Source organism: Variovorax sp. GW460-12-1-14-LB1, assembly GCF_059423605.1.
In genome coordinates this window covers 1-20,425 of record NZ_JBWKYF010000094.1, presented here as the reverse complement: position 1 = coordinate 20,425, position 20,425 = coordinate 1, and the positions used below count along the sequence as shown (strand labels likewise).

At 69.8% G+C, this 20,425-nt stretch carries 20 protein-coding genes; 7 read left to right on the top strand and 13 right to left on the bottom strand.

The window, feature by feature from the left end:
- Positions 1–108: 108 nt before the first annotated feature.
- Genes AC07Y4_RS29630 through AC07Y4_RS29620 form a run of 3 tightly spaced genes read right to left on the bottom strand, consistent with a single transcriptional unit; the run spans position 109 to position 2,863 of the window.
- Complete coding sequence (locus AC07Y4_RS29630; RefSeq protein WP_354347339.1) at positions 109–960, bottom strand: ABC transporter permease; 852 nt, start codon at positions 958–960, stop codon at positions 109–111.
- Positions 961–969: 9 nt separating this feature from the next.
- Positions 970–1,935 carry an ATP-binding cassette domain-containing protein gene (locus AC07Y4_RS29625; RefSeq protein WP_062481101.1) on the bottom strand — a complete coding sequence of 322 codons (966 nt, stop codon included), beginning with the start codon at positions 1,933–1,935 and terminating at the stop codon, positions 970–972.
- Positions 1,936–1,972: 37 nt separating this feature from the next.
- Complete coding sequence (locus AC07Y4_RS29620) at positions 1,973–2,863, bottom strand: LysR family transcriptional regulator (RefSeq protein ID WP_062481103.1); 891 nt, start codon at positions 2,861–2,863, stop codon at positions 1,973–1,975.
- A 105-nt stretch (positions 2,864–2,968) separates the two neighbouring features.
- On the opposite strand from AC07Y4_RS29620, the gene AC07Y4_RS29615 reads away from it, so the two are divergent.
- Together AC07Y4_RS29615 and AC07Y4_RS29610 are read left to right on the top strand one after the other, a co-directional pair.
- The gene (locus AC07Y4_RS29615) at positions 2,969–3,637 is read left to right on the top strand and encodes a glutathione S-transferase family protein (protein ID WP_487847444.1); all 669 of its coding nucleotides are present in this window, start codon (positions 2,969–2,971) and stop codon (positions 3,635–3,637) included.
- Positions 3,634–4,599: a flavin-nucleotide-binding protein gene (locus AC07Y4_RS29610; protein WP_487847443.1), complete on the top strand. Its 966-nt coding sequence runs from the start codon at positions 3,634–3,636 to the stop codon at positions 4,597–4,599. Before AC07Y4_RS29615 ends, AC07Y4_RS29610 begins: the two co-directional genes overlap by 4 nt.
- Here AC07Y4_RS29610 and AC07Y4_RS29605 read toward each other — a convergent pair whose 3' ends face one another.
- Entirely contained in the window at positions 4,600–5,766 is a 1,167-nt protein-coding gene (locus AC07Y4_RS29605; RefSeq protein ID WP_487847442.1) for a cytochrome P450, read from the bottom strand.
- 83 nt (positions 5,767–5,849) lie between these two features.
- Between AC07Y4_RS29605 and AC07Y4_RS29600 the strand changes: the two genes are divergently transcribed.
- Positions 5,850–6,545, top strand: a complete 696-nt coding sequence (locus AC07Y4_RS29600; protein WP_070061854.1) for an ArsR/SmtB family transcription factor — start codon at positions 5,850–5,852, stop codon at positions 6,543–6,545.
- 12 nt (positions 6,546–6,557) lie between these two features.
- Here the strand turns inward: AC07Y4_RS29600 and AC07Y4_RS29595 are convergent, their stop codons facing one another.
- The 7 genes from AC07Y4_RS29595 to AC07Y4_RS29565 form a co-directional block, all read right to left on the bottom strand.
- Positions 6,558–7,580, bottom strand: a complete 1,023-nt coding sequence (locus AC07Y4_RS29595) for a Bug family tripartite tricarboxylate transporter substrate binding protein (RefSeq protein WP_487847441.1) — start codon at positions 7,578–7,580, stop codon at positions 6,558–6,560.
- A 115-nt stretch (positions 7,581–7,695) separates the two neighbouring features.
- Entirely contained in the window at positions 7,696–9,213 is a 1,518-nt protein-coding gene (locus tag AC07Y4_RS29590) for an AMP nucleosidase (RefSeq protein WP_487847440.1), read from the bottom strand.
- Positions 9,214–9,258: 45 nt separating this feature from the next.
- Positions 9,259–9,807 (bottom strand): TIGR00725 family protein, encoded by a 549-nt coding sequence (locus tag AC07Y4_RS29585; protein ID WP_062481403.1) that lies wholly within the window; start codon positions 9,805–9,807, stop codon positions 9,259–9,261.
- Complete coding sequence (locus AC07Y4_RS29580) at positions 9,758–10,579, bottom strand: ABC transporter permease (protein ID WP_062481405.1); 822 nt, start codon at positions 10,577–10,579, stop codon at positions 9,758–9,760. Before AC07Y4_RS29580 ends, AC07Y4_RS29585 begins: the two co-directional genes overlap by 50 nt.
- Before the next feature lie 9 nt (positions 10,580–10,588).
- On the bottom strand, positions 10,589–11,665 hold the full coding sequence (locus AC07Y4_RS29575) for an extracellular solute-binding protein (RefSeq protein ID WP_095950273.1): 1,077 nt from the start codon (positions 11,663–11,665) through the stop codon (positions 10,589–10,591).
- A 24-nt stretch (positions 11,666–11,689) separates the two neighbouring features.
- Complete coding sequence (locus AC07Y4_RS29570; RefSeq protein ID WP_070061857.1) at positions 11,690–12,718, bottom strand: ABC transporter ATP-binding protein; 1,029 nt, start codon at positions 12,716–12,718, stop codon at positions 11,690–11,692.
- A complete protein-coding gene (locus tag AC07Y4_RS29565; RefSeq protein WP_070061918.1) occupies positions 12,715–13,482 on the bottom strand; it encodes an ABC transporter permease in 768 nt (255 codons plus the stop codon). The genes AC07Y4_RS29570 and AC07Y4_RS29565 overlap by 4 nt, the downstream gene beginning before the upstream one ends.
- A 187-nt stretch (positions 13,483–13,669) precedes the next feature.
- On the opposite strand from AC07Y4_RS29565, the gene AC07Y4_RS29560 reads away from it, so the two are divergent.
- Both AC07Y4_RS29560 and AC07Y4_RS29555 read left to right on the top strand, forming a co-directional pair.
- Complete coding sequence (locus AC07Y4_RS29560) at positions 13,670–14,584, top strand: LysR substrate-binding domain-containing protein (RefSeq protein WP_070061858.1); 915 nt, start codon at positions 13,670–13,672, stop codon at positions 14,582–14,584.
- 52 nt (positions 14,585–14,636) lie between these two features.
- Positions 14,637–15,545 (top strand): ketopantoate reductase family protein, encoded by a 909-nt coding sequence (locus tag AC07Y4_RS29555; RefSeq protein WP_487847438.1) that lies wholly within the window; start codon positions 14,637–14,639, stop codon positions 15,543–15,545.
- On the opposite strand, the gene gorA is transcribed toward AC07Y4_RS29555, so the two are convergent.
- Complete coding sequence (gene gorA, locus AC07Y4_RS29550) at positions 15,542–16,900, bottom strand: glutathione-disulfide reductase (RefSeq protein ID WP_487847437.1); 1,359 nt, start codon at positions 16,898–16,900, stop codon at positions 15,542–15,544. The two genes, AC07Y4_RS29555 and gorA, sit on opposite strands and share 4 nt — an antisense overlap.
- A 223-nt stretch (positions 16,901–17,123) precedes the next feature.
- On the opposite strand from gorA, the gene AC07Y4_RS29545 reads away from it, so the two are divergent.
- Positions 17,124–17,405 (top strand): double zinc ribbon domain-containing protein, encoded by a 282-nt coding sequence (locus AC07Y4_RS29545; protein ID WP_487847436.1) that lies wholly within the window; start codon positions 17,124–17,126, stop codon positions 17,403–17,405.
- A gap of 74 nt (positions 17,406–17,479) precedes the next feature.
- Positions 17,480–19,510, top strand: a complete 2,031-nt coding sequence (locus AC07Y4_RS29540) for a PEP/pyruvate-binding domain-containing protein (RefSeq protein ID WP_487847435.1) — start codon at positions 17,480–17,482, stop codon at positions 19,508–19,510.
- A 12-nt stretch (positions 19,511–19,522) separates the two neighbouring features.
- Here AC07Y4_RS29540 and AC07Y4_RS29535 read toward each other — a convergent pair whose 3' ends face one another.
- The gene (locus AC07Y4_RS29535) at positions 19,523–20,419 is read right to left on the bottom strand and encodes an MBL fold metallo-hydrolase (RefSeq protein WP_495275500.1); all 897 of its coding nucleotides are present in this window, start codon (positions 20,417–20,419) and stop codon (positions 19,523–19,525) included.
- Positions 20,420–20,425 lie beyond the last annotated feature (6 nt).

Below are 20,425 nucleotides of genomic sequence, written 5' to 3'. Positions count from 1 at the left end.
AGGGTCGCCTTTCTTTTGCCTACGTTTCTTTGGCGAAGCAAAGAAAAGTAGGTCGGCCGCCGGGCCGAGACCCGGCCTCGGGAAGCAAACCAGATAGCGCCCTAAACATCACCCCCGAAACCTCTTCCGAGTCAACGCCAAAGCAATCCAGAAAGCAACAACCGCATACAAAGCCAACACACCCGCATGCACCCACCACCCCTCAGGCCACCGATCCATGAACAACGGTCGCACCAAAGCAACAGCATTCGTCAACGGCAACCAAGCCGCAACAGAACGCACAACAGAAGGCAGCTGCTCCAGCGGAAAAAACACCCCACTCAAAAACATCATCGGCGTCATGAACAACGTGAAGTAGTACGTAAAAAAGTCATACCCCTTAGCCAACGCATTGAAGATCAGTGCCACCGAAGAAAACGTGATCCCACACCCAATCAACACCATCCAGGCCACGATCAACTTCGGGCTGTGACTGATTCCAAGTCCCAGCATCACAAACAAGATCGCAGTCACAGTAAAAATCGACTTGAACGCCGCCCACAGCATCTCCGCAAGCACGATGTCATCCAACCCCACCGGCGCATTCATGATCCCGTCCCACGTCTTCTGCACATGCATCCGAGAAAACGCCGAATACAGCGCCTCGAAGCTCGCCGCATTCATCGCGCTCATGCAGATCGACCCACTCGCCAGGAACAGGATGTAGGGCACCTGCGTGCCGTCCACCGTCACCTGTCCCACCAAAGCGCCCATCCCGTAGCCAAACGCCACGAGCCAGATCAGCGGCTCCGCGATGTTCCCAATCAGGCTCGGCAGCGCCAGCTTGCGCCACACCAGCAGGTTGCGCAAAAACACCGGCCACCATCGCATCGACAGTTCAGGCGCGCGCCACACAGAGGGTGAAGGCGGCACAGGTGCCTCGGGAGAAACAGCAGCAGAAGAAGCAGTGGTTGTATTCATAAAGAAGGCCTAGCCATCCTGGCGAATCTGCCGGCCAGTGAGCTTGAGGAAAAGATCTTCCAGATTGGCCGGCCGATGGAAAGTGCGCAGCCCGCCGTGCTGCGTGAGCGCATCGAGCAGACGCCGCGCATCCTGCGTATAGAAGAACACCGTCTCCCCGCTCACCTCCACGCGCGCAGCCAGCGCCTGCAGCTCGGCCGACCCGGCCAGCGACAGCGCCCCATTGCCATACACCTCGACCACATCAGGCTCCAGATGCTCGGCAATCAGGTCACGCGGACGGCCCTCGGCGATCTTGCGGCCATGGTCGAGCACCAGCAGACGCGAACACAGGCGCTCGGCCTCGTCCATGAAGTGCGTCGTCAACAGGATCGACTTGCCCTGCTGCAACAGCACCTGCAAGCGCTCCCACATCAGGTGCCGCGCCTGCGGATCAAGCCCGGTCGTGGGCTCGTCGAGCAGCAGCAACTTGGGGTCGTTCACCAGAGCGCGCGCCAGCGACAGGCGCCGGCGCATGCCGCCCGACAGCTCGCCGGGCTTGGCGTCGGCCTTGTGCGAGAGCGCGGCGAACTCCAGCAGCTGCGGCACGCGCGCACGCACATGCGCCTTGCTGAAGCCGAAGTAGCGGCCGTACACCACGAGGTTCTCGGCGCAGCTGAAGTCGGGGTCGAGGGTGTCGAACTGCGACACCACGCCCAGCTGCGCCTTGATGGCCAGCGCGTCGCGCGGCATCTGCAGGCCCAGCGCCTCGATGCTGCCGCCGTCGGGGGCGGTGAGGCCCAGGCACATGCGGATGGTGGTGGTCTTGCCCGCACCGTTCGGCCCGATCACGCCCAGGCACTCGCCGGGCGCGATCTCGAACGAGAGGTCGTCGACGACCGTGGTCTCGCCGTAGCGCTTGCGCAGCCCACGGACCTGGAACAACGGGGAAGAGGACGAAGAGGAAGGCGAGGAGGGGGTGGTGTGGGATGGCACGCGGCCATTCTGACGCAGCCGGCCGATTGGCGCACGGCTACATGCGCAGCCCGCTGAACTCGCTTTTCATCCAGTCGATGAAGGCCCGCGTGCGCGCCGGCAGAAGCCGCGCGTTCGGGTAGATCACGCTCACGGGCCGGGGCGCGGGCTCGTAGTCTTCGAGCACCAGCTGCAGCCGACCCTGCGCCACGTGCGGCAGCACTTGGTACGAGAAGAAGGTGCCGAAGCCCATGCCCGCGGCGCAGGCCTCGATGGCGGGCGCGAGGTGGTTGAACTCCAGGCGGTTGTCAGGCGTCACGTGCACGGTCTTGCCGCCGTCGCGGAACGCCCATTGCGACGGTGCATCGATGCGCCCGCGCACGCAGGGTGCGCCCGCCAAGTCGCGCGGATGACGCGGCACGCCGTGCTGCGCCAGGAAGGCGGGGCTGGCCACCACCACGCGGCGGATGGTGCCCAGCGTCTGCGCCACCAGCGACGAGTCTTCGAGCGGGCTGATGCGGATGCCGACATCGATGCCCTCTTCGAGCAGGTTCACCGTGCGGTCGTGCAGCCGCACGCTGCAGCGCACCTTCTCGTGGCGCTGCATGAAACGCACGATGGCCGGCGCCACGTACATGTGGCCGAACAGCACCGGCGCGGTGATGACCAGCTGCCCCGCGGGCTCGCGCGCCTCGGCCTTCAGCGCCTGGTCGGCGGCGTCGGCCGCGAGCAGCACCTCGCGCGCGCTCGGCAGATAGTGGCGGCCTTCCTCGGTGAGCGACAGGCGCCGCGTGGTGCGGTGAAACAGGCGCACGCCCAGATGCGCCTCGAGCGCGGCGAGCGCGCGCACCACGGCGGGCAGCGAACTGCCGAGCGCCTCGGCGGCGCGGGTCAGGCTGCCCTGGTCGGCAATCTGCACGAAGGTCTGCATGGCCTTGAAGCGATCCATGGCGCGATTAAACCGGAAAACGCAGCAGTCAAATCCGGAAAAGGCTATTCATTCATTTGGTGGAAGAGAGAAGAATCGAGGCCATACCCACCCGAAGGACTCTTCATGATCGAGAACAGCACCAACAACACCCGCCAGCCCGCCCAGCCGATCCAGCTCTTCGGCAGCGCCATCTCGGGCCACGTGCACCGCGTGCGCTTCTTCCTCTCGGTGCTGGGCCTGCCCTTCGAGATCGTCGAGCTCAACCTGCGCCAGCGCGAGCACCGCACGCCGGAGTTCCTGGCGCGCAACCCCTTCGGCCAGGTGCCGGTGATTGAGGACGGCGAGGTCACGCTGGCCGACTCCAACGCCATCCTCGTGTACCTCAACGAACGCTACGCCCCCGACCCGGCGCGCTGGATGCCGCGCGACCCGGTGGGCGCGGCGCGCGTGCAGCGCTGGTTCTCGGTGGCGGCCGGCCCACTGGCCTACGGCCCGGCGGCGGCGCGCATCATGGTGCTGTTCGGCGTGGACGCCGACCGCACCGAGACCGTCAAGCGCTCGCACGCGCTGCTCGCGGTGATGGAGACCTGCCTGTCCGAGCAGCCCTTCCTCGCGGGGCCGTCGGCCACGCTGGCCGACATCGCGAACTACGCCTACGTGGCCCATGCGCCCGAAGGCAGCGTGTCGCTCGACGCCTACCCGCAGCTGCGCGCCTGGCTGGCGCGCGTGGAAGCCTTGCCCGGGTTCGTGCCGATGGTGCGTTCGCCGGTCGGCCTGGCGGTGGCGTCATGATCGCCGCACCCTTCCACGCCGGCGAGCGCGCGCTGCAATCGCTCGTGGGCGCGCGCGAGCAGATGGAGGCGATGGGCCCGCGCGTGATCCGCGACTACATGCCCGACCAGCACCGCGAGTTCTTCGCGCTGCTGCCGTTCCTCGTGGTCGGCAGCCTCGACGCCGACCTGCAGCCGTGGGCCAGCATGCTCGCCGCGCCCGCCGGCTTTGCGCACTCGCCCGACGCGACGCACCTGCGCATCGATGCACTGCCGGGCGCCGGCGATCCGCTCACCGGCCAGCTCGCGCCCGGTGCCACGCTGGGGCTGCTAGGCATCCAGCCGCACACGCGGCGGCGCAATCGCATGAACGGCACGGTCGAGGCGCTCGATGCAGCGGGCTTCATGGTCGAGGTGCAGCAGAGCTTCGGCAACTGCCCGCGCTACATCCAGGCGCGCGAGCCGGTGTTCGCCGCACCGCCGGCCAACGAGCCCGCCGTGCAGTGGCTCGACACGCTCGACCTCGCGGCCGAACGGCTCATCGGCGCGTCCGACACGCTGTTCATCGCCACGGCCTACCCCGACGCGGTGGCGGTGGGCGACGCGGCCGATGCACACTCGCACGGCGTCGACGTGTCGCACCGCGGCGGTCGGCCGGGCTTCGTGCGCGTCGATGCGGGCGGCGTGCTCACGGTGCCCGACTTCAACGGCAACCGCTTCTTCAACACGTTGGGCAACCTGCAGGCGCATCCGCGCGCGGGTCTGCTGTTCGTCGATTTCGACACGGGAGAGCTGCTGCACCTGAGCGCCACGGCAGAGATCGTCACGGAGGGGCCCGAGGTGGCGGCGTTCGAAGGGGCGGAGCGGCTGATGCGCTTTCATGTCACCCGCGCGCTGCGCCGTCCGGCCGCGCTGCCGCTGCGCTGGGGCGAGGCCGCGTTGTCGCCGCACCTGGCGGGCACGGGGCGCTGGGCCGCGCACTGACTAGTCGAAGACGGGAATGCGCCCGTTGACTGACGGCCGATAGTGCCAACTGAGCGCATCGAGATCGGGTGCGCTTCGTTGACGCAACAGCGCTTCGAGGCCAGCAGCTGCCAGCGTGCAAGCCAGCGCCTGCCCCGGACATGCATGCATGCCATGGCCGAAGCCAAGCACGCGGCGCTGCGCACGCACGGGCATGAAGCGGTCGGGCTCGGGGTTGAACGCCGGGTCGCGGTGCGCCGAGGCCAGCAGCACCAGCACCGCATTGCCCGCCGCCAGCGAGGTGCCGGCGATCTCGACGGGCTCGATCGCGAAGCGGCGCGTGTTCTGCACCGATGGGTCATGGCGACACGTCTCCTCGACGATGGTGAGCAGCCCATCGCGCGTGCGCGCCAGCGGGCGCAGCGCAGGCTCGCGCGCCAGTGCGATCAGGCTGTTGCCCAGCAGGCCCGCTGTGGCGTCGCAGGTCTGCGAGAGCAGGCCCACGAGGTTCGCCAGCAGCGCGCGCGAGAGCGGCGCGCTCGCGGCACTTTCGGCCAGCACCGCTGCCAGCAGCGTGCCGTCGCGCGGCGAGGCGTTCGCGCTCAGGGTTTCGAAACGGTTCATCAGCGCGCCGGCCGCCACGCTCGCCGCTTGCAGCTGGTCGGCGTTCGACAGCGGTGAAAGGCAGGCGACGAAGTCGCGCATCCAGCGGTCCACCTGCGGCAAGGTCGCATCGTCGAAACCAAGCAGGTGGGCCATCGCCCGCACGGGCAGCGAGAACAGCGCCTCGGACAGCGGCGCCTGCGCCGGCACTTGCCGCGCCACGTCGAGCGCGGCGGCGTGCGCCGCCTGCAGGTCGAGCCCGGCCAGCGCGCGCTGCAAGGCCGGCCGGTGCGCCTGGTGCGCGGGGCCGTCGTTCATGCGCACGAGGTGGCCGAACACCTCGCCCGCCGGGCTGCCCACGATCGCGCGCGGCACGGGCTCGGCAGCGGGGCGCACGCGCAACGCGCCGTGGGCCTGCAGCACCTGCATGACGACATCGGCGCGGCTCGCGACCCACACGCGCAAGCCGTCGTGCCACGCGAGCGGCGGGCCGTCGCGCAGCGTGGCGTAGTACGGGTACGGGTCGGCATGCGTGGCGGCGGCGACCGGGTCGGCGGGGTGGTGGGTGAGGGTGGCGGTGTTCATGGCGCGCAGTGTGCGTTCGCCGCCGCCGACACACTTCGGTCGCGAACGAAGTGTGGGATGCGGCGTCGCCTTAGGATGCCCGCATGGACGACACCACCGCTTCCGACTTCCAGCTCGCCCGCCTCGCCGGCGCCATCGCCGAGCCGGCGCGTGCCCGCATGCTGAACTGCCTGATGGACGGCCACGCCCGCACTGCCACCGAGCTGGCCACGGTGGCCGAGGTGGCGGCCTCGACCGCGAGCGCGCACCTCGCGCGCCTGAAGGAAGAGCGGCTGGTCGAGGTGCTCGTGCAAGGCAAGCACCGCTACTTCCGCCTGGCCAGCGACGACGTGGCCGCCGCGCTCGAAAGCCTCATGGTCGTGGCCGGCGCGCCGCGCCCTGCGGCCACCGCCTTCCAGCCCAACACGCCGAGCCGCCTGCGCAGCGCCCGCACCTGCTACGACCACATGGCCGGCACCGCGGGTGTCGCGCTGCACGACCGGCTGCATGCGCAGGGCTGGCTCAGCGGCCTGGCGAGCGGCTCGTACGAACTCACGCCCGACGGCGCCATCGCGCTGGAGAGCCTGGGCGTCGAGGTCGACGCCGTGCGCCGCTCGCGCCGCCGCTTCGCCTGCGCCTGCCTCGACTGGAGCGAACGCCGCCCGCACCTGGGCGGCGCGCTCGGCGCCGCGTGGCTGCAGCTGTCGCTGCGGCGCGGCTGGGTGCGGCAGGAACTCGACGGGCGCGCGCTCACGCTCACGCCGAAGGCGCAGCGCGAGATGCCGGAGTTGTTTGCCTGAGGGCGAAGGCGCTCAGGCCTTCAGCTTGAGCAGGTAAATGAGCGGGCCGGCCATCGCCGTGTCGAGTTCGAGAAAGCTCTCGAAGTCCTTCCCCGCCATCCAGTACGGGTCCCAGTTGTTGCGCTTGATGGTCTTCTGCCAGAGGTCGTGCGTGGTGGCGCGCTGCACCGCCTCGAGCAGCTGGCCGCGGCGGTAGGGCGGCACCTTCTTGCCCGTCATCACGCCGCGCCAGTTGGCCAGGTCGGCGTCCACGCCCTGCTGGCGCACCGAGGCGATCCCCTGGAACGGGTGCTTGGACGACACGCCGATGGCGCGCAGCTTGCCGTTGGCGATGTTCTCGGCGAATTCGCTGTAGCCCGAGATGCCGACCGCCGCCTTGCCCGTCTCGAGCGCCTCGACCACCTGCGCGCCGCCGGGGTGCGGCTGGTAGTTCAGCGACGCCGAGGCGCCGGCCACGCGCGCCAGCATGCCGGCGAACATGTGGTCCACGCCGCCGGCCGAGCCGCCCGCGATGACGGTGTTGGCGGCATCGGCGCGCAGCTGGGCGACGAGGTCCTTGGGGGTCTTGATGGGCGAGTCGGCCTTGACGGCGACCACCTCGTAGTCGCTGGTCAGCCGGGCCACGGGCGACACGTGCGCCAGCGTGACGGCGGGCTTTTGCAGCGCCACCGCGCCGACCATCACCATGCCGCTGACCAGCAGCGCCTCGGGGTCGGCGTCGTACTTCTCGACGTATTTGGCCAGCCCGATGGTGCCGCCCTTGCCGCCGATGTTCTCGTAGGTGACGGTGCCCACGGCGCCCGAGGCCAGCAGGGCGGCGCCGAGGGCGCGGCCGGTCTGGTCCCAGCCGCCGCCTTCGTTGGCGGGAATGACGATGCGCAGCTTGCTGCTCAGCGGCGCGTCGGCCGCGCGGGCGTTGCCGGCCCACAGCGCGGCCTGGCCCGCACCGGCGGCAGCGGCCGAGGCTGCCAGCCAGGTGCCGAAGCGGCGGCGGGACAGGGGAAGGGCGGCGGCAGGCAGCGAAGACGGGCGCATCGTGTTTCCAGTTGTGTACGTGACAGCCAATGATGTCCGCGAAACAAGGCAAACACGCCCTCGCCCGCACAGGGAGAAACCCTGAGGGGGGAAAAGGAGCGAAAGGCGTCGGAGCCTACTGGAAAGCCACTTCCGCGAAGCTTCGCAGCTTGCGGCTGTGCAGCCGGGTCGTGCCTTCCTGGCGCAGGATCTCGATGGCGCGCATGCCGATGCGCAGGTGCTGTTCCACGCGCTCGCGGTAGAAGTGGTTGGCCATGCCGGGCAGCTTGATCTCGCCGTGCAGCGGCTTGTCGCTCACGCACAGCAGCGTGCCGTAGGGCACCCGGAAGCGGAAGCCGTTGGCCGCGATGGTCGCGCTTTCCATGTCCAGCGCCACGGCGCGGCTCTGGCTGAAGCGGCGCTGCGGCTGGTTGCCGGGCAGCAGCTCCCAGTTGCGGTTGTCGGTGCTGGCCACGGTGCCGGTGCGCATGATCTTCTTCAGGTCGGGGCCCTCGCACTTCGTGACGTCGGCCACCGCCTGCTCGAGCGCCAGCTGGATCTCCGACAGCGCCGGAATCGGCACCCACAGCGGCAGCTCCTCGTCGAGCACGTGGTCCTCGCGCACGTAGGCGTGGGCCAGCACGTAGTCGCCCAGCTGCTGCGTGTTGCGCAGGCCGGCGCAGTGGCCCAGCATCATCCAGGCGTGCGGGCGCAGCACGGCGATGTGGTCGGTGATGGTCTTGGCGTTGGCCGGGCCGACGCCGATGTTGGTCATGGTGATGCCGCTGTAGTCCTCGCGCACCAGGTGGTAGGCCGGCATCTGCGGCAGGCGCGGCGGCGCGGTGCCCTGGCTGCCGTCCAGCAGGTGGGCGAAGGTGTCGCTGTGGCCCGCGGCCAGCCCGCGCCGGCGCGTGATCACGTTGCCGGGCTCGATGAAGGCGATGTATTCGCTGTTCTCGTCGGCCATGGCCTCGTGGCCCAGGCGCACGAACTCGTCGATGTAGAACTGGTAGTTGGTGAACAGCACGAAGTTCTGGAACCACTCGGGCGCCGTGCCCGTGTAGTGGCGCAGGCGGTGCAGCGAGTAGTCGACGCGCGCCGCCGTGAACAGCGACAGCGGCTGCGGCTCGCCGGGCAGCGCCTCGAAGGTGCCGTTGGCAATGCCGTCGTCCATGGCGCCCAGGTCGGGCAGGTCGAACACGTCGCGCATGAGGGCGCGGCGCTCGGCGCTCATCGTGCCTTCGATGTGGTCGTTCTCGGCGAACGAGAAGTGGATCGGAATGGGCTGCGTGCTGGTGCCCACCTCGATCTCGACCTGGTGGTTTTCCAGCAGCAGGCGGAACTGGTCGAGGTAGTAGCGCGAGAACAGGTCGGGCCGCGTCAGCGTCGTCTCGTAGCGGCCGGGGCCGGCCACGAAGCCGTAGCTCAGGCCGGCGTTGGCCGGCGGCGTGTGGCGCGAGACGGTGTGCGTGTGCACTCGCACGAACGGGTAGCAGGCCCGCACCCGGCCCGGCAGCGCCTCGCCGGCGACGAAGCGCAGCATCGATTCGCGCAGGTGGGCGAGGCCGCCCTGGTAGATGGCTTTGACCTGGTCGAGCGCCTCGGCGGCGTCGGTGAAACGGGCGGGAGCGACAAAGGTGGGCATGTAGGGCATGCCGTCATTGTGCAATGCGCCCGCGTCGGCGGGGAGGCCCGACGGTCAGTCCAAGAGGCAGGCCAGCACCTTGGCCAGCATGTCGTCCACGTCGGTGGCCTGCACCGCGCCGGGCAGGGCGACGTCGCCGTGCATCACGAACACCGGCTTGCCCCATTTCAGGCCCATGGCCATCTCCGACAGCGTGCCCATGTTGCCGCCGATGGCGACCAGGCACACGCCGCTGCGCGCGATGATGCCGTTGCGCATCTCGCCCATGCCGGTGGGAATGGCCACGCTGAGCCATTCGTTGGCATGGCGGTCGTCGTCCTCGGGCAGGATGCCCACGGCGATGCCGCCGGCTTCCACCGCGCCGCGCGAGGCCGCGGCCATCACGCCGCCGCGCCCGCCGCAGACCACCGCCATGCCCGCGCCGGCCAGCGCATGCGCCACCGCGTAGGCGGCCTCGCATTCGGCCGGGCCGCCGTCGCCCGGGCCGAGCATCGCCACCGGCTGGCGGTGGCGCTGCGGCCCCCACTGCCGTTGCGCCAGGCGCGTCAGCGCCTCAGTGACCGGCGCCGACAGCACCGCGCTCGCGCCTTCGTGTAAAGACATCGCCCACTCCCATCACGACCACACACACCACCATCAGCACCAGCGACAGGGCCGCCGCCACCGCGAAATCGGACCCACCGTCGCCCACCTGCGCGAGCAGCATCAGCGGCAGGATGTTCAGCTGCGTGCCCACCAGCGCCAGCGCCGTGCCGTAGGTGCCCATGGCAATCGCGGCCACCATGCAGGCGTTCGACAGCACCGAGGGCAGCACCTCGGGCAGCACCGTGTCCCGGAAGGCGCGCGCCTTCGAGGCACCCAGCGTGCGCGCCGCCTGCGCCGGGCGCAGGTCGAGGTTGGCGAACACCGGGTACAGCGACAGCGCCACGCGCGGGATCAGGTAGTAGGCATACGCCAGCCCGAGGCCCGACACGCTGTAGATCCAGCTGCCGATCACGGCCGGGTCGGCGCCCAGTCCCGCGAGCAGCTGCGTCACGAAGCCCGCGCGGCCGAACGCGAGGATGAAGCCGTAGGCGATCACCAGCCCCGAGAACGCGAGCGGCAGGCCCAGCAGCGTCATCATCCATTGGCGCCGGCCTTCGGGCTGGCGCGCCAGTTCGATGGCGATGCAGGTGCCCACCAGCGCCGAGATCGCGCCCGCCGCCAGGCCCAGGCCCAGCGTGTTGCGCAGCGCACCCAGGAACAGCGGGTTGCCGAACAGCCGCCCGAAGGCACTGCCGCCCTCGCCGAAGGCCTCGGGCAGCAGCGCCGCCAGCGGCACCGCGAAGAACAGCGCCATGAAGGCCCACGCGGGCCAGGCGCCAAAGCGTCGCATCACGGCCTCTTACTTGCCCAGCGCGGCCTGCGCCCAGAGCTTGTCGACCTCGGCCTTGCGCTCCGAGGCCTTCACCACGTCGAGCGGCTTGATCTGCGGCGCGGCCGGCATCTTGGCCGCGACATCGGCCGAGAGCGGCGTGCCCGGCACGGCAGGGCGCACGAAGCCCTGCGCGAACAGCGACTGGCCGGCCTCGCTCATGATGAAGTTGAGCCACAGCTTGCCGGCGTTCGGGTTCGGGCCGTTCTTCACCAGGCTGATGGCGTAGGGCGCGGCCACGCTGGCTTCCTTCGGGATCACGACCTCGACCGCATCGCCCATGCCGTCAACGTGCTTGGCCTTCAGGCCGTCGTTCTCGTAGCTGATCCACACCGGGATCTCGCCCTTGAGGAACTTGGCATACGGCGTGGTGCCTTCCACGCGCAGCACGTTGCCGGCCGCATGCAGCTTGCCCAGGTAGTCGGTGCCGGGCTGCACGTTGTCGACGCTGCCGCCGTTGGCATACGCCGCGGCAAAGGTCAGCACCTGGCCGATGCCGGTGGAGCGCGGGTCGAGGTAGACCACCGTGCTCTTGAACTCGGGCTTGAGCAGGTCGGCCCAGCCGGTGGGCACGTTCTTCACCAGCTTCTTGTTGACCAGGAAAGCGATGTTGAGCGTGTGGATGGTGAACCAGCGGCCCTCGGCCTCGCGGAACACGGCCGGCAGCTTGTCGAAGTTGACGGGCTTGAAGGGCGCGACCACGTCCTTCTTCGCGGCATCGACGGCAGAGGCGGCGAAGTAGTAGGCGGTGTCGGCCTGCGGGCGGCGCTTGGTCTTTTCGAGCGCGACGACGGTCGCGGCCGAGCCGATGTCGTTGTAGGTCAGCTCGATCTCGGGGTAGCGCTTCTTGAAGTCGCGGAACAGCGACTTCCAGTTGGCCCACTCGGGGCCGGTGTCGAAGGAGACGCACAGGCCTTCCTTCTGCGCCTCGGCGTACAGCGCCTTCTCGCCCGCGTAGAGCTCGGGGCCGTCGAAGGCGAAGGCGGTGCGCGCGAGCGCCAGCACGGGCAGTGCGCCGGCGGCCTGGATCAGATGTCTGCGTTGCATGGAGGGCTCCTTGGAAGGAAAAGGTCAGTGGTCGAGCAGGCGAAGGTGTTCGGGGGCGATGGCAATCGCTTCGGCTGCCGGCGCGGCCGACTCGGCGAGGAAGGGCTTTCCGGCGCCCGCCACGTCGAAGTCGTAGCGCGTGAGCGCGCCCAGGTAGCGCTGCGCGCCGGTGCGACCGGCCAGGCGGTTCACGCTGTCGGGCGCCGGGTCGGGCCGGATGTGTTCGGGCCGCACCAGCACATGCACCGGCGTGCCGAAGGGGCGGTTGCCGGTCTCGGCGAAGAGTTCGGCAAAGCCCATGTCGAGCCGGCCCGGCGACGCCACCTTGGCGGGCAGGATGGTCGAGAGCCCGACGAACTCGGCCACCGCGCGGCTGGCAGGGTGCTCGTAGATCTCGCGCGGCGTGGCGATCTGCAGCAGGCGGCCGTCTTTCAGCATCGCCACGCGGTCGGCCATCACCAGCGCTTCTTCCTGGTCGTGCGTGACCAGCAGCGTGGTCGCGTTGAAGCGCTGCTGGATCGAACGGATCTGGTCGCGCAGATGGCCGCGCACGCTGGCGTCGAGCGCCGACAGCGGCTCGTCGAGCAGCAGCGCGCGCGGATCGATGGCGAGCGCGCGGGCCAGGGCCACGCGCTGCTGCTGGCCGCCCGAGAGCTGCGCCACGGCGCGCTGCGCGTGGTCGCCCAGCCCCACGATGTCGAGCAGCTCCTGCGCGCGCTGGCGGCGCGGGGCCGTGTCCACCTTGCGCAGCTTGAGCCCGTAGGCCACGTTGTCGAGCACGCTCAGGTGCGGAAAGAGCGCATAGCTCTGGAACACCATGCCGATGTGGCGCTGGTGCACCGGCGTGCGCGACATGTCGTCGCCGCCGAGCACGATGCGGCCCGTGTGGCCGGTCTCCAGCCCCGCCACCAGCTTGAGCAGCGTCGACTTGCCCGAGCCGCTGGGCCCGATCACCGCCACGAGTTCGCCCGTGCGCACGTCGAGCGACACGTCGTGCAGGCCGTGCGCGCTGCCGGGGTAGTTGTAGCTGACGTTGTCGAGTAAGAGGCTCATGCGCGCTGCTTCACCAGAGAAGAGGAAAGAAGGGCCGACGCGCTCGCCAGCACGAGAAGGATCACCGTGGCCGCGCAGGCAAAGCCCGTCGCGCCGTAGAAGGCCTGCAGCAGCACCACCGGGTAGGTGCGGTTCTGGAAGCTCGTGAGCAGGTTCGACAGCCCGAACTCGCCCACCGAAATGGCGGCCACCATCACCAGCCCGCTGATCAGGCTCTGGCGCAGGCTGGGCAGCACGATGCCGGTGAACTGCTGCCAGCCCGAGGCGCCGAGCGTGGCCGCGGCCTGCTCGAGCCGCCCGAGGTCCAGGTGGCGCAGGTCGGTGAGCAGCGTGTTGGTGAGGTAGGGCAGCGTGAGGATCGCGTGCGCGGCGATCAGCAGCGGCATCGAGCCCAGCCAGGGGGCGAGGTCGGTGTTGAACACGATCATGTAGCCGAAGGCCAGCGTGATGGTCGGCACCGCGACCGGCGTGGCGCTCACGATGCGCGCCGCGATGCTGCTGCCGCGCCGGGCGCCGTGGTACAGCGCATAGGCCAGCGGCAGCGCCAGCACCGTGTTGATCGCGCAGGCCGCCATCGCCACCACGAGGCTGCTCACGAAGGCCTTGCGGAACGAGGTGTCGAGCCACAGGTCGACATACCACTGCCCGGTGACGCCCGTGGGCAGCAGCGTGTTGGTCCAGTTGCCGCCGAAGCTGCCGATCGCCAGCAGGGCGATGGGCAGCAGCAGGTACAGGCCGTAGACGAGCGAGATGCCGCGAATCAAGGGGGTGTCTCCGAAGGTCTTGCGCACCCGGCATACTTTCCGGATGCTCTACTTTTTGCCCACGGCGGATTGCCGCGTTCCAGCGAATTCTAGGAAGCAGATGCACACTTATGGGTGAAAGTTGGATGACGACACTTGAGCAATCGGCAAGTGTTTTTCACACGACTTTCATCAACCGGAGCCAGGCATGAAACGCGACTGCCCCACCATCCAGGAACTGCTGGCCTTCGACGCCGTGGCGCGCCAGCAGAGCATCACGCTCGCGGCCGGTGCGCTGTGCATCACCGTGAGCGCCGTGAGCAAGCAGATCGCGGGGCTCGAGGCTTTCCTGGGCCGCGAGCTGCTGCAGAAGAACGGCCGCGGCGTGCAGCTCACGCCGCAGGGGCGCGTGTACTGGCAGAAGATCTCGGGCGGCCTGCGCGCCATCGAGACCGCGACCTTCGAGGCCCGCTCGGGCGATGCCGGCGCCGGCCTGCTCACGCTGGCCAGCGTGCCCACCTTCCTCACCAAGTGGCTCATTCCGCGCCTGCCGGCCTTCAGCCAGAAGAGCCGCCACGTGATGCTGAGCTTCAGCCGCCACCTGGAGCCCAGCGACGGCATCCCGGCCGGCGTCGATGCCGCCATCCGCTACGGCCCCGACGGCTGGCCCGGCGTGGTGTCCGAATACATCGCGGGGCGCGAGTTCGTGCTGATCGTGGCGCGCGCGCTGGTCGAGGGGCGCCACCGCATCGTGCAGCCCATCGACATCGTCGGTCACACCTTGCTGCACCACGAGGGCGCACCCACCGCCTGGCGCCAGTGGGCCGCGCAGCACGGCGTGCCCGAGGTGCAGACCGTGGCCGGCCCGCGCTTCGCGCAGTACTCGGCGCTGATCCAGGCGGCGCTCAACGGGCTGGGCATCGGCCTCGTGCCCAAGCTGCTGGTGCAGGAAGAGCTGGCCGAAGGCGCGCTGCTGAGCCCCTGCGGCACGCCGGTGCGCGTCGACCAGGGCCACTACCTGTGCTACCGGCCCGACCGCCTCGACCTGCCGGCCTTCGCGGCGTTTCGCGAATGGATCATGGACGAAGGGCAGAAGTCGCGCGGCGTGGAGACCGAGGCATGAAGCGGCCGTCTTCGCTACGCTCTGGCCACGGAACAACCAAGGAATCGAATCGATGAAAGTCGCAGTCATGGGTGCCGGCGCGGTCGGCTGTTACTACGGTGCCATGCTGGCGCGCGCGGGCCACGAAGTCGTGCTGATCGGCCGGCCTTCGCATGTGGAGGCGGTGCGCGCGAACGGGCTGCGGCTGGAGACCAAGGCCTTCGATGAACAGGTGCGCCTCGAGGCCAGCACCGAAGCGGGCGCCGTGCAGGGCGCCGACCTGGTGCTGTTCTGCGTGAAGTCCACCGACACCGAATCGGCCGCCGCGCAGATCCAGCCACACCTCGCGCCCGGCGCGCTGGTGCTCACGCTGCAGAACGGCGTCGACAACGACGCGCGCGTGCGCGCGGCGCTGCCGTCGCACGACGTGGCCGCCGCCGTGGTCTACGTGGCGACCGAGATGGCGGGGCCGGGCCACGTGAAGCACCACGGCCGCGGCGAGCTGGTGATCGCGCCCTCGCGCCGCAGCGATGAGGTCGCGCAGGCACTGATCGCCGCCGGCGTGCCCACGCAGATTTCCGACAACGTGCGCGGCGCGCTGTGGGCCAAGCTGGTGCTCAACTGCGCCTACAACGCGCTGTCGGCCGTGTCGCAGCTGCCCTACGGCGAGCTCGTGCAGGGCACCGGCGTGACCGACGTGATCCGCGACGTGGTCGCTGAATGCCTCGCGGTGGCGAAGGCCGAGGGCGTGGTGATTCCGGGCGATGTCGATGCGGCGGTGCGCGGCATCGCGCAGTCGATGCCCTCGCAGTACTCATCGACCGCGCAAGACCTCGCACGCGGCAAGCGCAGCGAGATCGACCACCTCAACGGGCTGGTCGTGCGGCGCGGCGAGGCGCTGGGCGTGCCGACGCCGGCGAACCGGGTGCTGTTCGTGATGGTGAAGCTGCTGGAAGGCAAGCAGCCCCAGGCCGGCGCCTAGCCGGGCATCGGCTCGCGCATGGTGACGAACTCTTCGGCCGCCGTCGGATGGATGCCGATCGTGCTGTCGAACAGCGCCTTCGTCGCACCCGCGCGCATCGCCACCGCAAAGCCCTGCACCACCTCGCCCGCGTCCGCGCCCACCATGTGCAGGCCCACCACGCGGTCGCTCTTCTTGTCGACCACGAGCTTCATGAAGGTGCGCTCGCTGCGGCCCGAGAGGGTGTGGCGCAGCGACTTGAACTCGCTGGAGAACACGGTCACTTCGCCGAACTTCGCGCGTGCGTCGATCTCGCTGTAGCCGCAGGTGCCGATGTTGGGGTGGGTGAACACGGCGGTGGGAATGAACTCGTAGTCCATGCCGCGCTTGCCCTTGCCGAACAGCGCATCGACCACGACCATCGCCTCGGCCAGCGCCACGGGCGTGAGCTGCACGCGGGTCGACACGTCGCCCACCGCGTAGATCGACGGCACCGAGGTGCGGTAGTGCGCATCGACCGCAATGGCGCCCTTGTCGTCGAGCTTCACGCCCGCCGCCTCGAGGCCCAGGCCCTGCGTGTTGGGCACGCGGCCGGTGGCGAAGAGCACGGTGTCGGCCTCGATCTGCTGGCCGCGCGCGAGCGTGACCACGAGGCCGTCGGGGCCGCGCGCGATGGACGAGGCCTCGCAGTTCAGACGCACGTCGACGCCGGCCTTGCCCATCTCGTTGGCCAGAAACTGGCGCACGTCGTCGTCGAAGCCGGTGAGCAGGTGGGCGCGGCGGTGCAGCTGCGTCACCTTGGACCCCAGGCCGTTGAAGATCGAGGCGAACTCGCAGGCGATGTAGCCGCCGCCCACCACCAGCAGGCGCTGGGGGAACGGGTCGAGGTCGAACATCGCGTCGGAGGTCACGATGTGTTCGCGGCCTGGAATCTCGGGCACGAAGGGCGTGCCGCCGGTGGCCACCAGCAGGTGGCGCGCGGTGTGGCGCTTGCCTTCGATTTCCACGGTGTGCGCATCGACCAGTTGCGCCCAGCCGGTGACGAGCGTGACGCCCGAATTTTTCAGCAGTGAGCCGTAGATGCCGTTGAGCCGGCTGATCTCCTTGGCGCGCTGGGCCTTGAGGTGCGCCCAGTCGAACTGCGGCGCCGACGGGAGCTTCCAGCCGTAGCCTTCGGCTTCCTCGAACGACTCGGCATAGCCGGCCGCATAGCTGTAGAGCTTTTTCGGGATGCAGCCCACGTTGACGCAGGTGCCGCCGAGCTCGGCGGCCTCGGCCAGCGCGACGCGCGCGCCGGTCTGCGCCGCCATGCGCGCGGCGCGCACGCCGCCGCTGCCGCCGCCAATGACGAAGAGGTCGAAATCGAATGGTTGCATGAGAAAGACGCTCCTTGCGGCCGACTGTAGCGGCGGGGCGGCGGCGGCGCTTTCGGCATGGGCATGGCCGTGAAGCACCGCGGCCTGCGAGGGTCTTTGGCGGGGGGCGCTTGACCCTGAAGCTGCTTCAGGGAATCCACTGTCTGCAGGCCCGCGGGAATTCATCGCCACCGGCGACGTTGCCACTGGCCTGTTGCACGACGCAAGGGAGAAACACATGGGCATGCTCGAACGACTCTTCGGTGGACACGGCGGCTCGCGCCACGGCGGTGGGGGTGGGCACCATGGCTCGCAAGGCGGCTATGGGCATGGCCGCGACGCACCGCCGCCGCCACCCGGCGGCAGTGCCTGCCCGGCCTGCCGCGCGGTGAACGCCGCCGGTGCGCGCTTCTGCCAGCAATGCGGCACGTCGATGCTGCCCGCGGCCTGCCGGCAGTGCGGCACGGCGATGGCGCCCGGCGCGAAGTTCTGCGCGCAATGCGGCCAGTCGACGCAGGCGACGTAGCGCGGCTGACGCGCGAAAAAAGGGGCGGGCCGCCAGCGAGAATTCGCGGTTGTCGGCAACGAGGGAGGGGCCCCATGAAGAACGATTCCAACAGGCAGAAGAAAAAGGACGGCGCGGCACTGGCATGGCTGCCGGTCCTGGCGCTGTGCGCGATGGCCGTCGCGCCGGCCGGCGCGCAGCTCGCGCGCAAGCCGTCGTATTACCAACAGCAGAACCAGCCACAGCCCGAAGGGCCGGCCGCGCAACTGGTGCCGCGCCCCGCCGTGCCCGCCTCGTTGCCGGCACTGCGCAGCCAGGGCGATTTCGACACGCTGGCGCGCGTCTACGACGCCGGCACGCCGATGCAGCTCGCCCATGTGCTGTTCGCGATCGACCGGCAGGCCAAGCCGGCGCGCATGCACTACATCGACACGCCGCGCTTCCAGCTGCATGTGCGCTTCCTGCGCGACACGCGGCTCACGCCGAACACGGTCAAGCGCGAGATCGACCGCAACTACCTCGTGCCCGACCGCCGCTTCCTGTTCGGCACGCTGAGCTGGCAGCAGAACATCGGCACCTTCACCTACGAGTTCTGGGAAGGCGACCGGCTCACGGTGCCGCTGCTGCGCGAAGCCGAGGCGCAGGTGAAGGCCAGCTTCTTCGCGCCGGTGAAGTTCAAGACCAACTCCACGCTGCACGAGCGCATCGCGAAGGAGGCCGGCATCGACTTCGTGAGCCAGGAGGCGCTGATCCGCGAGCAGCCCTACCTGCCGATGAACCTGGGCACCGCCACGGGCCGCGTGCGCATCGTGAACGACGCCTCGGGCCTGAATGCGCTGTTGCCCGACGACATCGCCGTGCTGCGCGAGGTGCCGATCAACCTGCCGCCGGTGGCCGGCGTGCTCACCGAGCGGCCGTCCACGGCGCTGTCGCACGTCAACCTGCTGGCCAAGGGCTGGGGCATTCCGAACGCGTACGTGCGCGATGCTGCCACGGTGCTGAAGGCGCACGCGGGCCAGTGGGTGGCGCTGAAGGTGGCGGCATCGGGCTACCAGCTGCGCCGCCTCACGCCGGAAGAGATCGCCGCGCTGCCGCCGCGCGCCGCGCGTGCCGCCGCCACCGGCGCGCTGCCCGGCAGCAAGGCCGCGAAGCCGGACCTGCGCGAGGCGCGCCTGCTGCCGCTGGCCTCGCTGCGCGCGCGGCACAGCGTGCAATGCGGCTCGAAGGCGGCCAACCTCGGCGCGGTGCTGGCCGCGCGCATTCCCTCGACGACCGTGCCCGACGGCTTCTGCATTCCGTTCGCGCACTACGACCGCTTCATGCGATCGAACGGGCTGGCCGAGCGCATCGCGCGCATGCAGCAGCAGCCCGGCTTCGCGGGCGACCCGCAGGTGCGGCTGAAGGCGCTGGCGCAGCTGCGCGACGAGATCGTGCAATGGCCCGTCGAGCCCGCCACCGCGGCGGCCTGGCGCGCGGCGTGGCAGGCGCAGCTGGGCGGGGGCGGCGTGTTCGTGCGCAGCTCGTCCAACTCGGAAGACCTGCCGGGCTTCAGCGGCGCGGGGCTCTACACCACGGTGCCCAACGTGAAGACCGGCGATGCGCTCGAGCTCGCGGTGAAGAAAGTGTGGGCCTCGGTGTTCAACCCCGAGGCCTGGGAGGCGCGCAGCGCCGCGGGCTTCGGCGCCGAATCGGTGCTGATGGGCGTGTTCGTGCAGACCGCCATCGACTCGACCAACGCCGGCGTGATGATCACGCGCGACCCCTTCGACGCGGGCCACCCGCACGTCACCTACATCTCGGCCAAGCGCGGCATCGGCATCCGCGTGGTCGAGGGCAAGCGCGTGGCGGAGCAGGTGATGTACTCTAGCTGGTCCAAGGCCATCCAGGTGCTCAGCCGCTCGGCCGAGGAGACGGCGCTGCAGCTGGACAAGGACGGCGGCGTGAAGGAAGTGCCCGTGGAAGTCGGCCGCCACGTGTTGACCGACGAACTGGTGGTGCGGCTCGCCGCCGTGGGCGCGGCGGTGAAGCGCACCTTCAATGCGGTCGACCAGGACATCGAATGGGCGACGGTGGGCGACAAGATCGTGCTGCTGCAGGCGCGGCCGTATGTGGAGCGGCGGCGCTAGTTCACGGCGCCCTCAGCCCGGCGTGGCACGCGGGCGGTGGCCCGGCAGCGTGTTCAGCGGAATGCGCAGGTAGGCCACGCCGTTGTCGTCGGGCGGCGGCAGGCGGCCGCCGCGCACGTTGACCTGCATCGACGGCAGGATCAGCGTCGGCACTTCGAGCGTGGCGTCGCGCGCGGTGCGCATGCGCACGAACTCGTCTTCGCCGATACCGTCGCGCACGTGGATGTTGTGGGCGCGCTGCTGCGCCACCGTGCTCTGCCAGCGGGGCTCGCGCGTGGCGGGTGGGTAGTCGTGGCAGACGTACAGCGTGGTCTCGGGCGGCAGCGCGAGCAGCCGGCGCATCGAGCGGTAGAGCTCGCGCGCGTCGCCGCCCGGAAAGTCGGCGCGCGCGCTGCCCAGGTCGGGCATGAAGAGCGTGTCGCCGACGAAGACCGCGTCGTCCACGAGGTAGGCCATGTCGGCCGGCGTGTGGCCGGGCACGCGCAGGGCCTGCGCCTCGATCTCGCCGATGTGAAAGCGCTCGCCGTCCCGGAACAGGTGGTCGAACTGGCTGCCGTCGGGCAGGAAGTCGCGTTCCAGGTTGTAGAGGCTGCGGAAGGTGGCCTGCACCGTGCGGATGTGCTCGCCGATGGCGATGCGCCCGCCGGCCTGCGACTGCACATGGCGCGCGCCCGAGAGGTGGTCGGCGTGCGCGTGGGTCTCCAGGACCCAGTCGACCTGCAGCGCCTGCGCGCGCACGTACGCCAGCAGGCGGTCGGCCGACGCGGTGTCGGTGTGCCCGGAGCGGAAGTCGTAGTCGAGCACCGGGTCGATGACGGCGGCGCGCTTCGTCGCACGGTCCCAGACCACGTAGGACACCGTGCCCGTCGCGGGATCGAAGAAGGCCTGGGTGGCGGCGCGTGGGGGCATGGGGGT